Origin of the sequence: Microbacterium sp. Root166, assembly GCF_001427145.1 — a bacterium.
Lineage (GTDB): Bacteria > Actinomycetota > Actinomycetes > Actinomycetales > Microbacteriaceae > Microbacterium.
Genome location: NZ_LMGL01000002.1, coordinates 284,477 through 299,716, shown reverse-complemented (window position 1 = coordinate 299,716; position 15,240 = coordinate 284,477). Strand labels below are relative to the sequence as shown.

At 71.0% G+C, this 15,240-nt stretch carries 13 protein-coding genes; 2 read left to right on the top strand and 11 right to left on the bottom strand.

What is annotated here, in order from left to right; translation table 11 throughout:
* Window positions 1-20: 20 nt before the first annotated feature.
* The 7 genes from ASD56_RS09165 to lepA all read right to left on the bottom strand — a co-directional run bounded on the left by ASD56_RS09165 (window position 21) and on the right by lepA (window position 7,224).
* A complete protein-coding gene (locus tag ASD56_RS09165; RefSeq protein ID WP_055964595.1) occupies window positions 21-368 on the bottom strand; it encodes an HIT domain-containing protein in 348 nt (115 codons plus the stop codon).
* 58 nt (window positions 369-426) lie between these two features.
* Window positions 427-1,161, bottom strand: coding sequence for a 16S rRNA (uracil(1498)-N(3))-methyltransferase (locus ASD56_RS09160; protein ID WP_055964592.1), 735 nt, complete (start codon window positions 1,159-1,161; stop codon window positions 427-429).
* Between the two features lie 2 nt (window positions 1,162-1,163).
* Window positions 1,164-2,276 carry a molecular chaperone DnaJ gene (gene dnaJ, locus ASD56_RS09155; protein WP_055964589.1) on the bottom strand — a complete coding sequence of 371 codons (1,113 nt, stop codon included), beginning with the start codon at window positions 2,274-2,276 and terminating at the stop codon, window positions 1,164-1,166.
* Between the two features lie 48 nt (window positions 2,277-2,324).
* Window positions 2,325-3,365 carry a heat-inducible transcriptional repressor HrcA gene (gene hrcA, locus ASD56_RS09150; protein ID WP_055964586.1) on the bottom strand — a complete coding sequence of 347 codons (1,041 nt, stop codon included), beginning with the start codon at window positions 3,363-3,365 and terminating at the stop codon, window positions 2,325-2,327.
* 119 nt (window positions 3,366-3,484) lie between these two features.
* Window positions 3,485-4,702 carry a radical SAM family heme chaperone HemW gene (gene hemW, locus ASD56_RS09145; RefSeq protein WP_055964584.1) on the bottom strand — a complete coding sequence of 406 codons (1,218 nt, stop codon included), beginning with the start codon at window positions 4,700-4,702 and terminating at the stop codon, window positions 3,485-3,487.
* 7 nt (window positions 4,703-4,709) lie between these two features.
* Window positions 4,710-5,360: a DUF1990 family protein gene (locus ASD56_RS09140; protein WP_055964582.1), complete on the bottom strand. Its 651-nt coding sequence runs from the start codon at window positions 5,358-5,360 to the stop codon at window positions 4,710-4,712.
* Window positions 5,361-5,370: 10 nt separating this feature from the next.
* Window positions 5,371-7,224 carry a translation elongation factor 4 gene (gene lepA / locus ASD56_RS09135; protein ID WP_055964578.1) on the bottom strand — a complete coding sequence of 618 codons (1,854 nt, stop codon included), beginning with the start codon at window positions 7,222-7,224 and terminating at the stop codon, window positions 5,371-5,373.
* A gap of 84 nt (window positions 7,225-7,308) precedes the next feature.
* Between lepA and ASD56_RS09130 the strand changes: the two genes are divergently transcribed.
* Window positions 7,309-8,028 (top strand): alpha/beta fold hydrolase, encoded by a 720-nt coding sequence (locus ASD56_RS09130; protein ID WP_055964575.1) that lies wholly within the window; start codon window positions 7,309-7,311, stop codon window positions 8,026-8,028.
* A gap of 113 nt (window positions 8,029-8,141) precedes the next feature.
* On the top strand, window positions 8,142-8,402 hold the full coding sequence (gene rpsT, locus ASD56_RS09125) for a 30S ribosomal protein S20 (protein WP_055964571.1): 261 nt from the start codon (window positions 8,142-8,144) through the stop codon (window positions 8,400-8,402).
* A gap of 63 nt (window positions 8,403-8,465) precedes the next feature.
* On the opposite strand, the gene holA is transcribed toward rpsT, so the two are convergent.
* From holA to leuS, 4 genes are all read right to left on the bottom strand, one after another.
* A complete protein-coding gene (gene holA / locus ASD56_RS09120) occupies window positions 8,466-9,503 on the bottom strand; it encodes a DNA polymerase III subunit delta (protein ID WP_055964568.1) in 1,038 nt (345 codons plus the stop codon).
* Window positions 9,504-9,530: 27 nt separating this feature from the next.
* A complete protein-coding gene (locus ASD56_RS09115; RefSeq protein ID WP_055964565.1) occupies window positions 9,531-11,852 on the bottom strand; it encodes a ComEC/Rec2 family competence protein in 2,322 nt (773 codons plus the stop codon).
* 15 nt (window positions 11,853-11,867) lie between these two features.
* Complete coding sequence (locus tag ASD56_RS09110; RefSeq protein WP_055964562.1) at window positions 11,868-12,485, bottom strand: ComEA family DNA-binding protein; 618 nt, start codon at window positions 12,483-12,485, stop codon at window positions 11,868-11,870.
* A 102-nt stretch (window positions 12,486-12,587) separates the two neighbouring features.
* A complete protein-coding gene (gene leuS, locus ASD56_RS09105) occupies window positions 12,588-15,179 on the bottom strand; it encodes a leucine--tRNA ligase (protein ID WP_055964560.1) in 2,592 nt (863 codons plus the stop codon).
* Between the last annotated feature and the right edge of the window lie 61 nt (window positions 15,180-15,240).

The window sequence follows — 15,240 nt, the reverse complement described above, 5'->3', positions numbered from 1 at the left end:
CACGGTCTTGGGCTGATTCGTCAGGCACCGACGCTCTTCTCCTCGAGCCTTCCGGCGAGCACATGGGCGTGCACGTGGAAGACGGTCTGGCCCGCGTTCGGGCCGGTGTTGAAGACCAGGCGGAAGTCGCCGTCGCCGTGCTCGGCGGCGAGACTGTTGGCCAGGCCGATGATCTCGGCGAGAAGGTCGGGATCGCCCGCGGCCAGCTCGACGACGTTGCGGTAGTCCTCCGACTTGGGGATCACGAGCAGGTGGACGGGCGCCTGCGGAGAGATGTCGCGGATCGCGAACACGTTCTCGGTCTCGGCGATGATCTCGGAGGGGATCTCACCCTTCAGAATCCGCGTGAAGATCGATGGCTCGCTCATCCCGCAAGTCTACCGATGAGCCCCCGCGCACGGCCGGACCGGGCCGACCACAGGGCGGTCACCAGCGGCCGAGCGCGGCGCTGATCACCGCAAGGGCGGCGGGACCCGCGGTCGAGGTGCGCAGCACGCTCTCCCCCAGTCGCACCAGCGACGCACCGGCATCCTGGAACAATGCGAGCTCGTCGGGCGCGATCCCGCCCTCGGGCCCCACGACGAGCAGGATGTCGCGCTCCTCGCCGGTGAGTTCGAGGCCGGCGAGCCGCGCCGAGCCGGTCGGCTCGAGCACGAGCGTGCGCGACGACGCCGTTCGCGTCGCGATCTCGCGGGTCGTGGCCAGCGGAGCGACCTCGGGGATCCACATGCGGTGGGCCTGCTTGGCCGCCTCGCGCACGATGGACGCCCAGCGCACCCGGCCCTTCTCCGCCTTCGCGGCATCCCAGCGAGAGACGCTGCGCGCGGACTGCCAGGGCACGATCTCGTCGATGCCCAGCTCGGTGGCGGCCTGCACCGCGAGCTCGTCGCGGTCGCCCTTGGCCAGCGCCTGGACCAGCACGATGCGCGGACGCGGGGCCGCGGCATCCGTTCGGGTGCTCACCCGCACGACGACCTCGCGCGGCGAGACGGACTCGCACACTCCGGCGAGCCACGCTCCGCGGCCGTCGCCCACCGTCACCTCTTCGCCCACGCGCACGCGGCGCACCGACGCAGCGTGATGGGCCTCTGCTCCGGTGAGCGTGACGACATCGCCGGCCTGCGCGAGGGCGGGCTCGTCGAGGACGAAGTGAAGGGCCATCGTCAGGCGCGGAAGCGGTCGCGCAGCTTGGCGAACAGACCCTGGTGGAACTCGGCGAGGCGCGGGCTCGGGGCCTTGGTGCGCTTGGCGAAGTCCTCGATCAGCGCGCGCTCCTTGGCGTCGAGCCTGGTCGGGGTGACCACGTGCACGCCCACCCGCAGGTCGCCGCGCTGGGTGCCGCGCAGCGGCGTGATGCCGCGGCCCTTGATCGTCAGCACATCCCCGCCCTGCACGCCGGGGCGGAGCTCGAGGTCGACCGGTCCGTCGAGGGACTGGATCGTGGTCGTGGTGCCGAGGATGGCGTCGGGCATCGACACCTCGAGTGTGGCGAGGAGGTCGTCGCCGTCGCGGCTGAACACCTCGTGCGGCGTCACGGTGACCTCGATGTACAGATCGCCGTTGGGTCCGCCGGCGGGGCCGACCTCGCCGGAACCGGGCAGCTGCAGGCGCAGGCCGGTCTCGACGCCGGCGGGGATGTCGAGCGAGACCGTGCGGCGGGCGCGCACGCGGCCCTGCCCCTGGCACGTGGCGCAGGGGTACGGGATCGTCGTGCCGTAGCCCTGGCAGATGTTGCAGGGCTGGTTCGTGATGACGTTGCCCAGTAGGCTCCGCACCTGGCGCTGGACGTGTCCGGTGCCGTGGCAGATGTCGCACGTCACGGGCGAGGTGCCGGGCTGGCAGCAGGAGCCCTGACAGGTGTCGCAGCCCACGGCGGTGTCGACCTCGATGTCGCGGTGGACGCCGAAGACGACATCGCCGAGGTCGAGCGTGACGCGCACGAGCGCATCCTGACCGCGTTCGCGGCGCGACCGGGGCCGCCCGGCCCGGGCGCCGCCACCGCCGCCGCCGAAGAACGTCTCGAAGATGTCGTTGAAGCCGGTGAAGCCGTTCGCGCCGCCGAAGGCGCTGCCGTCACCGCCCATGTCGTACCGGGCCCGCTGATCCGAGTCGCTCAGCACGTCGTAGGCGTGCGTGACGAGCTTGAACCGCTCCGACGCCTCCTCGCCCGGGTTGACGTCGGGGTGGAGTTCGCGCGCCAGGCGGCGGTACGCCTTCTTGATCTCATCGAGCGAGGCGTCGCGTGAGACGCCGAGGACCTCGTAGTGGTCAGCCACTTTCGCCTTCCTGCCCGCGGCGAGCCGCAGGGTTCGTGTATGTCCGCGTCAGCGGCTGCTCTCGTCTTCTTCGAGCATCCGCGTGAGGTATCGCGCGACGGCGCGTACCGCCGCGAGGTTCGTGGGGTAGTCCATGCGAGTCGGGCCCATGACGCCGACGCGGGCGCGGGCGCCGGTCGCGTCGTAGTCGCTGGCGACGATCGAGGCCTCGGCGAGGCCGAACGGCTCGTTCTCCCGCCCGATGCTCGAAGCGAGGCCCTTCTCGTCGGCGACCATCTCGCCCATGAGCCGGAGGATCGTGACCTGCTCCTCGATGGCCTCGAGCAGGGGGTAGATGCTGCCGCGGAAGTCGCCCTCGCGTCGCGCCAGCGTCGCGCTGCCCGCCATCACGAGCTTGTCCTGACGGAACTCGTCCAGCTCTTCGGCGACGACGCGCACGATCTGCGCGGTCGCGGCCTGGTGCGGCGCCGTCATCAGCGCCTCGTTCTGCAGCCGGTCCGCGATCCGCTGCAGGCCGTCGCGCACGGAGCGGCCGACCAGCAGGGTGCCGAGCTCGGCGCGGATGCGCGCGAGGTCGCTCTCGTCGAACTCGTCGCGCACGAACGCCATGCGCTGCGACACGCGCCCGGTATCGGTGACCACGATCACCAGCATCCGGCCGCCGCCGAGCTGGACCAGCTCGACGTGCGTCACGTTCGCGCGGGCGAACGACGGGTACTGCACGATCGCGACCTGACCGGTCAGCTGCGTCAGCGCGCGCACGGTGCGCGCCAGCACGTCGTCCAGGTCGCCAGGACCCTCGAGGAACGACGAGATCGCCGTGCGCTGAGCCGAACTGAGCGGTCGCACCTCGGCGAGATGGTCGACGAAGACGCGGTAGCCCTTGTCGGTGGGCACGCGCCCGGACGAGGTGTGCGGGGCGGCGATGAGCTCTTCGTCCTCGAGCAGCGCCATGTCGTTGCGGATGGTCGCGGCCGACACGCCGAACGCGTGGCGCTCGACGATCGCCTTGCTGCCGACGGGCTCGCGCGTGTCGACGTAGTCCTCGACGATCGCGCGCAGAACCTGAAGCCCTCGTTCGCTGACCATCCCGCCTCCTCACGCCGCGTCTGGCACTCGCATGACTGGAGTGCCAATTCTACCGGATGCCGCCGCACGAACCGCCCTGCGACGCCCATGGTGACCGAACGCGGCGCCCGGTCGTGCGGTCAGGACGTCAGCGCCCTTACGACGGCGTCGGCGAGCAGTCGGCCCCGGCGGGTGAGCACCACGCTCCCCCGCACCGCCGATGCCCCGTCGATCAGGTCGTCGGCGATCAGCCCGGCCACCGCCCGGCGCGCGTCGGGAGCGAGCTCGGCCACCGGCAGCCCCTCGCGGATCCGCGTGCGCAGCAGCACCTGCTCGAGCGCGCGGGCTTCGGCGTCCGGGATCTCGCGCCCGGCTCCCGGTGACGCTCCCCCGGCGAGCCGCTGCGCGTAGGCCGACGGGTGCTTGACGTTCCAGAACCGCACTCCCCCGATGTGGCTGTGCGCGCCCGGGCCGAATCCCCACCAGTCCGTGCCCTGCCAGTACGCCAGGTTGTGCCGGGATCGCTGGTCGTGCGAGCGCGCCCAGTTCGACACCTCGTACCAGTCGAACCCGGCGGCGGCGAGGCGGTCGTCGACGAGCTCGTACATGTCGGCCTGCAGGTCGTCGTCGGGCGCGGGCACCTCGCCACGGCGGATCTGACGGGCGAGCTTGGTGCCGTCCTCGACGATGAGCGCGTAGGCCGAGATGTGGTCGGGTGCGAGGTCGATCGCCGTCTCGACCGAGGCGCGCCAGTCCTCGAGCGACTCACCCGGTGCGCCGTAGATGAGGTCCACGCTGACGTCGAGGCCGGCGGCCCTGGCCGCGGCGACCGCGGTGCGCACGTTCGCAGGGTTATGCGTCCGGTCCAGCGCCGCGAGCACGTGCGGGACGACCGACTGCATGCCGATCGACACCCGGGTGACTCCGGATGCCGCCAGCTCGGCCATGACGGCATCCGTCACCGTGTCGGGATTGGCCTCGACCGTGATCTCGGCGCCCTCGGCCATGCCGAAAGCCTCGCGCACGCCGTCGAGCATGCGTCCGAGGTCGCCCGGCGGAAGGAGCGTGGGCGTGCCGCCGCCGAAGAACACCGTCGATGCCGGGCGCAGCGGGCCAAGTCCTTCGAGCACGCCGCGGGCCAGCGTCACCTCGTGCAGCAGCGTGTCGGCGTACTGATCCTGCCGGGCGCCCTGCAGCTCGTCGGACGTGTAGGTGTTGAAGTCGCAGTAGCCGCACCGCACGCGGCAGAACGGCACGTGGAGGTAGACGCCGAAGGCGCCGGCCTGATCGATCGTCGTGCCGGCCGGCAGCGAGCCGTCGGCGGGGACCGGCTCGCCCAGGGGAAGCGCGGAGCCCATCAGCGCCTCACGCGGGTGTCGTGTACAGCGGCGAGATCGCGCGCAGGTACCGGGTGAACAGCTCGCGGCGCCGGCGCCGCGTGAGTCCCGGGAAGACCTTGTACGTGAGCGCGGCCGGCGCGTCGAAGGCGCGCACCGTGAACCAGACCTCGTCATTGTCGTGCCACTCGACCATGAACGACTCCTCGCCGCTCACGACCGAATCACCGACGGTTCCCAGCGCGAAGCCCACGCGCCGAGGCTCTTCGATGGCGAAGATCACGCGGAGCTCGGCATCCGCCCGCAGTCCCTTGATCCGGCCTTCGAGGCGGATGGTCGTGCCCGCCCCCACATAGGGTGTGCCGTCGGCGTCGTAGCGGAGGTCCGACTCGGACTTGCTCGGCGCCAGCGGTGTGCCGTCGGCGTCGAAGCTCACGCCGGAGTACATCGGCCCGGATGCCGGGCGCACGTCTTTCAGCGTGAGGCCGGCCCCGCGCTGCGCGGTCCACGACATCAGCGCGTCGCTCGCGGTCTGGAAGCGCGCCTCGCCGCTGCCGAGCCGCCACGACTGCTCGGCAGGGATGCTGCGCTCCGGCGGATACTGCATGAGGTCGGCAGCCTGCGTGGCGCCGACGGCGGCGTAGTCGACGGTGTCGTCCCGGAAGGTTCCTCGACGCATGACGGAAAGCCTACTTGGCGTCCTTCTTCTCGGTGTCGCCGGAGAGCGCGGCGATGAACGCCTCCTGGGGGACTTCCACGCGACCGACCATCTTCATGCGCTTCTTGCCCTCCTTCTGCTTCTCCAGCAGCTTGCGCTTACGGCTGATGTCGCCGCCGTAGCACTTGGCGAGGACGTCCTTGCGCATCGCCCGGATGGACTCGCGCGCGATGATGCGGGCGCCGATCGCGGCCTGGATCGGCACCTCGAACTGCTGGCGCGGGATGAGCTTCTTGAGGCGCTCGGTCATCAGCACCCCGTAGGCGTAGGCCTTGTCGCGGTGCACGATGGCGCTGAACGCGTCGACCGGCTCTCCCTGCAGGAGGATGTCGACCTTCACCAGGTCGGCCTCCTGGTCGCCGCTGGGCTCGTAGTCGAGCGAGGCGTAGCCGGCGGTCTTGGACTTCAGGTGGTCGAAGAAGTCGAACACGATCTCGCCCAGCGGCATCGTGTAGCGGATCTCGACCCGGTCCTCGCCGAGGTACTCCATGCCCATGAGCGTCCCGCGACGCGACTGGCACAGCTCCATGATCGTACCGACGTAGTCCTTCGGAGCGAGGATCGCCGCCTTGACCATCGGCTCGGTGACGCTGGCGATCTTGGTGCCCGACGGGAACTCGCTCGGGTTGGTGACCGTGAAGGTCTTCTTGTCGTCCGTCACGACCTCGTACGTCACCGACGGCGCGGTCGAGATGAGGTCGAGGCCGAACTCGCGCTCGAGGCGCTCGGTGACGATCTCGAGATGCAGGAGGCCGAGGAAGCCGCAGCGGAAGCCGAAGCCCAGCGCGACCGAGGTCTCGGGCTCGTAGTTGAGCGAGGCGTCCGAGAGCTTCAGCTTGTCGAGCGCCTCGCGCAGCACCGGGTAGTCGCTGCCGTCGATCGGATACAGGCCCGAGAAGACCATGGGCTTCGGGTCGGTGTAACCCGGCAGCGCTTCCTTCGAGGGCTTCGTGGCGCTCGTGACGGTGTCGCCGACCTTGGACTGGCGGACGTCCTTCACGCCGGTGATGAGGTAGCCCACCTCGCCGACTCCGAGTCCCTTGGTCGGGGACGGCTCGGGCGACGAGACGCCGATCTCGAGCAGCTCGTGCACGGCGCGCGTCGACATCATCTGGATGCGCTCACGCGGGTTCAGCTGCCCGTCGATCATGCGGACGTAGGTGATGACGCCTCGGTAGGAGTCGTACACCGAGTCGAAGATCATGGCGCGGGTCGGCGCGTTCGGGTCGCCCTTCGGCGCCGGGATCTGCGCGACGACGTGGTCGAGCAGCTCCTCGACGCCCATGCCGGTCTTGCCGCTGACGCGCAGGACGTCTTCGGGCTTGCCGCCGATGAGGCTTGCGAGCTCCTTGGCGTACTTCTCGGGGTCGGCGGCCGGCAGGTCGATCTTGTTGAGCACCGGGATGATCTGCAGATCGTTCTCGAGTGCGAGGTAGAGGTTCGCGAGCGTCTGGGCCTCGATGCCCTGCGCCGCGTCCACCAGCAGGATCGCGCCCTCGCACGCGGCGAGCGAGCGGCTCACCTCGTAGGTGAAGTCGACGTGCCCCGGCGTGTCGATCATGTTCAGCGCGAAAGTGCCGTCGGGCGTGGCCCACGGCATCCGCACGGCCTGCGACTTGATCGTGATGCCGCGCTCGCGCTCGATGTCCATGCGGTCGAGGTACTGGGCGCGCATGTCGCGGTCCGAGACGACGCCGGTGATCTGCAGCATCCGATCGGCCAGCGTCGACTTGCCGTGGTCGATGTGGGCGATGATGCAGAAGTTGCGGATCAGCTCGGGCGGAGTCGCGGACGGCTCGAGGGGCTTCAGGGCGCGGGGTGACATATCCCGTCGATTCTACGGGTGAGGCGGCCTCTCACCCTGCGCACGCCCCGAGCGCCTCCCGCGGCCTGCCGATAGCCTGGGGCGATGGTCGTGCAGGTCGTCCTCGTGCACGGCATCCGTACGTCTGCGACGATGTGGCGCGCGCAGGTCGACCACCTTCGCGAGCGGGGCAATCCGGTGGTCGCGGTCGACCTTCCCGGACACGGCTCGCGCATGACCGAGGAGTTCACCCTCGACGGCGCGTTCGCGACCATCGACGATGCGGTGCGGGATGCCGCGACCCGCGGTCCGGTGCTCCTCTCGGGGCACTCGATGGGCGGCCTCCTGTGCATCGAGTACGTCGGCCGCGAGAACCCGCCGCCGGTCGCCGGCTTCATCGCGGCGTCGTGCACCTCGATTCCGCGCGGCATGGGGCTCGCCGCCTACCGGGTGCTGACTCGCGGCTTCGACTCGCTGCCCGATCGCGGCATGTGGCTGACCAACCGGATGCTGGATCGTATCCTGCCCGACGAGACCCGAGCCGACTTCGGTGCCGGCGGCTACGCGCTGGACACACAGGACGTCGCGCTGCGGAGCCTCTCGGTGCTCGACCTCCTCGCTGCGCTCCACCGCATCGACGTGCCGCTGTGGTTCGTCAACGGGCAGTACGACCAGCTCCGCATCAACGAGAAGCTGTTCATGAAGATCGCGCAGCACGCCGAACTGATCGTCGTCCCCCGCACCACTCACCACGTCACCGTGATGCGGCCACGGGTCTTCAACGCCGTCCTCGACCTGGCGATCACGACCCTCGAGCAGACCTGATAGACTCGGTGATTGGCTTGCGTGTGGGTTGCCACCCTCACGACCGCCGCAACGCAGCCCTCTTCTGCTGAGCGGCTCTCTCCATTTCACTCCGAACGAAAGAACGTCGACACGTGGCGAACATCAAGTCGCAGATCAAGCGCAACAAGACCAACGAGAAGGCGCGCGAGCGCAACAAGGCCGTCAAGAGCGAGCTGAAGACCGAGGTGCGTCGCACCCGCGAGGCCATCGCCACGGGCGACAAGGCTGCCGCTGAGAAGGCCCTTCAGAAGGCGACCAAGAAGCTCGACAAGGCCGTGAGCAAGGGCGTCATCCACGAGAACCAGGCCGCGAACCGCAAGTCGGCTATCGCCAAGCAGGTCGCAGCGCTCTGATCCGTCCTCCGGAATCCGTCTGAAGGCCCGTCCCTCCGGGGGCGGGCCTTCGGCGTTGGAGCGTCAGGCTCCGAACGGCGCGCGCGTCGCGATGACGGTGATGAGGCGCTCCAGCGCGAACACCGAGTCACGCGAGCCGCCCTTGACCTCGGCATCCGCCCGCGCAGCGGCCTGGATGGCGCCACCGAGGGAGGCCTCGTTCCAGCCGGTCAGATCGCGCCGGGCGCGGTCGACCTGCCAGTCCTTGAGGCCGAGCCGCCCCGCCAGCACCGCCGCCGGCTCACGGCTGCCGGCCACGCGCGCCATCGTGCGCAGCTTGGACGCGATCGCGGCGACCAGCGGCACCGGGTCGGCACCGGAGGCCAGCGCGTGCCGCAGCGCGACGAGCGCATCGCCGTAGCGGCCCGCGATCGCCGTATCGGCCACGGTGAACGCCGACGTCTCGACCCGGCCGCCGTAGTACCGCTCGACGACCTGCTCGGTGATGTCGCCGGGCACGTCGGCGATGAGCTGCTGGCAGGCTGCGGCGAGCTCGGTGAGGTCGTCGGCGAAGGCGGAGACCAGTGCGCGCAGCGCCGGCGGCGCGATGCGCTTCTTCGCCGCCTGGAACTCGCCGGCCGCGAAGTCGAAGCGGTCGGAGTCGCGCTTGACGGCGGCGCACGGGATCTCGACTCCCCCGCCCTGCCCGGCGCGAATCGCGTCGAGGAGCTTCTTGCCGCGCACGCTCGCGCCGGTGTGGCGCAGCACCACCGTCGCGCCGTCCTGCGGGGCGGCGAGGTACGACACGGCCTCATTGAGGAAGGCGTCGGAGCACTTCTCGACGCCCGTGACGCGGACCAGCCGCGGCTCGCCGAACAGCGAGGGTGACGTGAGACCCAGCAGCGAGCCCGGCGCATAGTCGTCGGCGCGAAGGTCGGAGACCTCGAGGCTCGCGTCTTCGGCCCGGAGATAGTCGCGGAGGCCGGCGATCGCGCGCTCGGCACAGACGTCTTCGGGGCCCGAGACGAGCACGATCGGCGCCGGTTGGGGTGCCCGCCACGACACCTGCGGGATCGCGCTGCGCGCTGCCTTGGTCGGAGTGCGCCGCGCGGTCGTTGCCATGCAGCCAGCCTACCGAGCGGCTCCGACTCACCCGCCGCGCTCACGCCAGATCGCGACACCGCCCGCGGCCTGCCATAGCGCGATCACGCCCTGCGTGTCGGTGCGGGCGATGCGCGCGCCTTCGGCGACGAGCACCTCGAGGATCTCGGTGCGCGGGTGGCCGTAGTCGTTGTCGGCTCCGACGGTCACCAGCGCGATCGACGGCTCCGCCGAGCGGTAGAGCCCGGCATCCTGGTCGGCGCTGCCGTGGTGGGCGACTTTGACGACCGCGTACGGCGGATCGAGCGCGCCGGATGCCGCGATCGCCCGCTGCGGCGAGGCCGCCAGGTCGCCCAGCAGGAGGGTGGGCGGAATGCCGCCGCCCCTCACGTCCAGCACGGCGCTGGTGTCGTTGCCGACCGGGAAGGCGCGGTTGTCGGCCAGCGGCCACAACACCCGCCAGTGCGCCTCGCCGAGCCGGCCGGCGAGTCCCGCATCGGCTTCGACGACCTCAGCACCGGCCGCCTCGAGCTGCGCCAGGATCCGGGCGCCGTCGGGATCGGCCGGTCCGTGGACCACGGTGCCGACGCGTCCGACGAGCGCGGAAACGCCCCCGACGTGGTCGAGGTCGAAGTGCGTGAGCACGAGCAGGTCCACCCGGTCGATCCCGGCGCGCGCCAGGCAGTCCGCGACAGCATCCGGTTCAGGACCGGTGTCCACCAGGGCAACGGCCCCCGCGGACCTCAGGAGCACGGCATCACCCTGGCCGATGTCGCACGCGAGGATGCTCCACGTCGCCGGCAGCGTCCACCGTCCGGCGACCGAGTCGAGCAGACCGGTACCTCCCACGATGCCGACCGTGGTCGCCACGATCAGCGCCGACACCGCGCGTACCCGACGTCGGCTCGGTGAGCTGCCCCGCAGTCCGATGACCAGCCCCACGGCGAGGCCCAGGGCCGCGAGGCTCACCGCGCCGGCCCACCCCTCGCCCCAGGGCAGCAGGCCGCCCGGAAGACCGGCGACAGTGGTGGCTGTCGCGGCGATCCATGATGCGGGCAGCCACGCGAGAGCCGCGAGCCCCTCCTGCAGCACGGGCACCGGCGCGGCGAGGCATGCCGCGAGACCGAGGGTGGTGGCCAGCGGCGCAGCGGGAGCCGCCAGCAGATTCGCGAGCACGCCGAACAGCGGCACCTGCGGAGCGATGAGCACGAGAAGCGGACCGCATGCGAGCTGTGCCGCCGTGGGCACGGCCAGTGCCAGCGCGAGCATGCGGGGCAGGACGCGGGACATCCCGTCGGCGAGCGACCGCGCGAACAGCAGCAGCGAGGCCGTCGCCGCGGCGGAGAGCGCGAAGCCGAGCGACCCGGCGAGCCATGGATCGGCGACCAGCAGAAACGTGACGGCCAGCGAGAGGATGGCCATGCCCGCGCCCGGTCGCCCGAGCACCACCCCGAGCATCGCGATCGCCGCCATCACCCCCGCACGCACGACGCTGGGCTCGGGCGTGACGAGCAGGACGAAGCCGCCCAGCGCCACGAGCCCGCATGCCACGCGCGTCGGCCTGCGCAGACCCGCCAGGGCCGCCGCCGCGTAGACGAGCCCGACGACGAGAGCGCAGTTCGCCCCCGAGACCGCCGTCAGATGCGCCAGCGACGACTCCTTCATGGCGGCGTCGAGCTCGATCGAGACCGCCGACGTGTCGCCGACCGCGAGCCCCGGCACCAGCCCAGCCCCGCTGCCCGGGAGTCGCGCCGCCGTCGCCACGAGACCCTGGCGGAGGCCGGCCGTAGCAGCGCCGGGTCCCGACGGAGCGGCCGTGACGTCGAGCCCGCGCGTCGCGCGGATCACCAGGACGGCGCGCTCCCCCGCGTGCGACGCGGCTGCCGTCCCCCGAGCCGAGACCACGGCGCCCACATCGAGCGCGTTCCGGTCCGCGACGTTGGCGGGATCGACGCGCACCACGATCTCGACCCGGAGGGCGTGCGACACCGTGCCCGCGTCGATTCGCGTGGCGACGGCGTCGAACGCCAGCGCCCCGTCGGCCCGGCGCTCGACCTTGCCGACGACGGTCGCGTGCACCTCGACGGCGCGCCCGCCGGTGATGTCGAGCTCGAGAGCCTCCTGTCGAGCGGGCTGGGCCACCGCGACATGGGATGCCGCGGCCGCGGCGGCGCAGAGCGCCAGGGTCACGATGACCCGTCGGTGACCACGTCGTGCCGCCGGCCGCCCGCGTCGGGCAGTCCACGCCAGGCAGCCGAGCGCCGCCGCCCAGAGGCCGAGCGCCATCACGCCCGCGGTGCCGGGAAGGATCGTGGCGAGGAGAGCGACAGCCCAGGCGGCGCCCGCGACGGGGACCAAACGGAGTGTCATGCGCAACGGCACTGCTCACACCGTCACGAGGTCGCGCAGCGCCTCGAGCATCTTGTCGCCGATCCCCGGGACGGCCAGCAGATCCTCGACGCTCGTGAAGCGACCGTTCGCGTCGCGCCACTCGATGATGCGCTGCGCCATGGCGGGACCGATGCGCGGCAGCGTATCGAGCTCGGTCGTGTCTGCCGTATTCAGGTTGACGCGGCCGTCGCCGCCGACGGGCCCCCTGGCGCCTCCCGCCCCGAGGTCGGCGGGCGCCTCGCCGACCCGGCCGACATGCAGCTGCTCGCCGTCCGACAGCGGCCGCGCGAGATTGACCGCGCCCTCATCGGCTCCGTCGGCGAAGCCGCCGGCCGCGGCGATCGCATCGACGACCCGGGCGTGCTCGTCGAGCACGTACAGCCCCGGCGCGGCGACGGCGCCGGAGACGTGCACGTACAGCAGCGGCGGGGCCGCGGCATCCGTTCCGGCCGTCGACGCCTCCACCGAGACCTGCTCGACGGGCGCCGACGCGCCGCGCAGGATGCCGATCACCACCGTCACCGCGAGGGCGAGGATCACGACCACCACGGCCGCGCCCAGGCCCAGGCGGCGCCCCGGCGAGGACCGCTCGGGCGCGTGCTCGGCTGTCACCCCCTCACGCTAGGAGCGGGCTGCGGGCGACGCGGGCCGCCCCGTGCAGGCTGTGGGGAGGCGAGGCGGCACGGCGGTCCGGGGAGGAGCCGCCGAGCCGTGTCAGTGGGTGCTGAAGCTGACGACCTTCGGCGGCCGTACCACGGCCCGGGTGATCTCGCGCCCGGCGAGCGACTTCACCACGCGGTCGTCACTGCGCGCGAGGCGCTCGAGCTCGGCCGCGTCGATGCGCGCAGACACCTGCAGCGTCGCGCGCACCTTCCCGTCGATCTGCACGACCGTGGTGACGGTCTCCTCGACGAGCAGGGTCGGGTCTGCGTTCCGCCACGGCACGAGGCCGACGAAGCCCTCGTAGCCGAGGATCTCCCACATCTCCTCGGCCGTGTGCGGCGCGAAGAGATCGAGGATCATCGCGACCGCTTCCGCCGCCTCGCGCACCGCCGGATCCGCCGGACCCGCTCCGGTGTCGATCACCTTGCGCGTGGCGTTGACGAGCTCCATCAGGCGGGCGACCACGACGTTGAACTTGGTCTGCTCGACCAGGCCCGGGGCGTCCGCGAGCAGGCGGTGCGTCACGCGGCGCAGGGCGGTGTCGCCCTCGGCCCAGATCACATCGGGACTGCTGGTGACGTCGGTCGCCACGCGCCACGCTCGCGCCAGGAACTTCTGGGCGCCGGTCGTCGACACGTCCTCCCAGTTGATGTCGTCCTCGACCGGGCCCGCGAAGGCGATCGCCACGCGCACCGCGTCGGCACCGGGGTCGACCATGCTCGAGGCGAATTCGACGAGGTTGCCCTTGCTCTTGGACATCTTCGAGCCGTCGAGCAGCACCATGCCCTGGTTGATCAGGCTGGTGAACGGCTCGGTGAACTCGATCAGCCCCATGTCGAACAGGACCTTCGTGATGAAGCGCGCGTACAGCAGGTGCAGGATCGCGTGCTCGACGCCGCCGATGTAGGAGTCGACCGGGGCCCAGCGATCGGCCTCCGCGGTCGGGAACGCCTGGGTCGGGTCCTGCGCCGCGAGGAAGCGCAGGAAGTACCACGAGCTGTCGACGAAGGTGTCCATCGTGTCGGGGTCGCGCTGCGCAGGTTCCCCCGTCTCGGGGTCGACCGTGGCCATCCACTCCGTCGCACCGCCCAGCGGGGAGGTGCCCTTGGGCGTGAGGTCGAGCCCCTGGGCGTCGGGCAGCACCAGCGGCAGCTGGTCCTCGGGCACGGGGACGATCCGGCCGTCCTCGGTGTGGATCATGGGGATCGGCGTGCCCCAGAAGCGCTGGCGGGAGATGAGCCAGTCGCGGAGGCGGTACGACTTCGCAGCGCGGCCGGTGCCCGCCGCTTCGAGCTGCTCGATGCTGCGGGCGATCGCGTTGCGCTTGGACAGGCCGTCGAGCGAGCCGGAATTGATCATCCGGCCTTCGCCGGTGAGGGCGACGCCCGTCCGGGCCGGGTCCAGATCGGACAGGGATGCCTCGCCCGCACCGGGATCGATCGGCACGCCGTCGTCGTCGAGTTCGATGACGGGGATCGCACCGGTGATGGGCGCCGTCGTGTCGACGACGACCTTCACCGGCAGATCGAACGCACGGGCGAAGTCGAGGTCGCGCTGATCGTGCGCGGGCACGGCCATCACGGCGCCGTGGCCGTAGTCGGCGAGCACGTAGTCGGCGGCCCAGATCGGCAGGCGCTCGCCGTTGACCGGGTTGATCGCGTAGCGGCCGAGGAAGACCCCGGTCTTGGGGCGGTCCGAGCTCTGACGCTCGATGTCGGTCTCGCGCTGCACGCGCTCCAGGTACTCGCGGAACTGCTCGCGCACCTCGTCGGACGAGCCCTCGACGAGCTCGGCGGCCAGATCGCTGTCAGGGGCGACGACGAAGAAGGTCGCGCCGTGCAGCGTGTCGGGGCGCGTGGAGAACACGGTGACCCGGTCTTCGCGTCCCTCGATCTCGAACTCGATGTCAGCGCCGACCGACCGGCCGATCCAGTTGCGCTGCATGCGGATGACCTTCTGCGGCCAGAACCCCTCGAGCTGGTTGAGGTCGTCGAGCAGACGGTCGGCGTAGTCCGTGATCTTGAAGTACCACTGCGTGAGCTTCTTCTTCACGACCTCGGCGCCGCAGCGCTCGCAGTGCCCGTCGACGACCTGCTCGTTGGCGAGCACGGTCTGGTCGTTGGGGCACCAGTTGACCGGGCTGTCCTTGCGGTAGGCGAGACCGCGCTCGAACAGGCGCTGGAACAGCCACTGGTTCCAGCGGTAGTACTCCGGGTCGCTCGTGTGCAGGATCCGCGACCAGTCGTACGACGATCCGTACTCGCGGAAGCTCTTCTTGTGCTGGGCGATGTTGGCGTAGGTCCACTCGCGCGGGTCGGCGCCGCGCTGGATCGCCGCGTTCTCGGCCGGCAGGCCGAACGAGTCCCAGCCGATCGGGTTGAGGACGTTGTAGCCGCGGTGACGCCAGAACCGCGCGACGACGTCGACATAGGCGTAGCTCTCGGCGTGACCCATGTGCAGGTCGCCCGAGGGATACGGGAACATGCCGAGCACGTACTTGCGGGGACGCGTGTCTTCCGCGCCGCCGGCGCGGAACGGGTCCGCCTCCTCCCACCGTGCCTGCCACTTCTTCTGCACGGCGTAGACGTCGTACCCTCCGCCGTCGGCGGGCACAGCGGTGTCGGACGGGGGAATCTGTGACACGAGGGAACCAATCGAGGAAGTCGGGAACGCGCGCGAGCGCGAAACTCCAGATTAGCGGAAC

Bases quoted from the DNA above. Each gene is read 5' to 3' on its own strand.
- ASD56_RS09165 (WP_055964595.1), bottom strand. From the start codon at position 368: ATGAGCGAGCCATCGATCTTCACGCGGATTCTGAAGGGTGAGATCCCC.
- ASD56_RS09160 (WP_055964592.1), bottom strand. From the start codon at position 1,161: ATGGCCCTTCACTTCGTCCTCGACGAGCCCGCCCTCGCGCAGGCCGGC.
- hrcA (WP_055964586.1), bottom strand. From the start codon at position 3,365: ATGGTCAGCGAACGAGGGCTTCAGGTTCTGCGCGCGATCGTCGAGGAC.
- hemW (WP_055964584.1), bottom strand. From the start codon at position 4,702: ATGGGCTCCGCGCTTCCCCTGGGCGAGCCGGTCCCCGCCGACGGCTCG.
- ASD56_RS09140 (WP_055964582.1), bottom strand. From the start codon at position 5,360: ATGCGTCGAGGAACCTTCCGGGACGACACCGTCGACTACGCCGCCGTC.
- lepA (WP_055964578.1), bottom strand. From the start codon at position 7,224: ATGTCACCCCGCGCCCTGAAGCCCCTCGAGCCGTCCGCGACTCCGCCC.
- ASD56_RS09130 (WP_055964575.1), top strand. From the start codon at position 7,309: ATGGTCGTGCAGGTCGTCCTCGTGCACGGCATCCGTACGTCTGCGACG.
- holA (WP_055964568.1), bottom strand. From the start codon at position 9,503: ATGGCAACGACCGCGCGGCGCACTCCGACCAAGGCAGCGCGCAGCGCG.
- ASD56_RS09115 (WP_055964565.1), bottom strand. From the start codon at position 11,852: ATGACACTCCGTTTGGTCCCCGTCGCGGGCGCCGCCTGGGCTGTCGCT.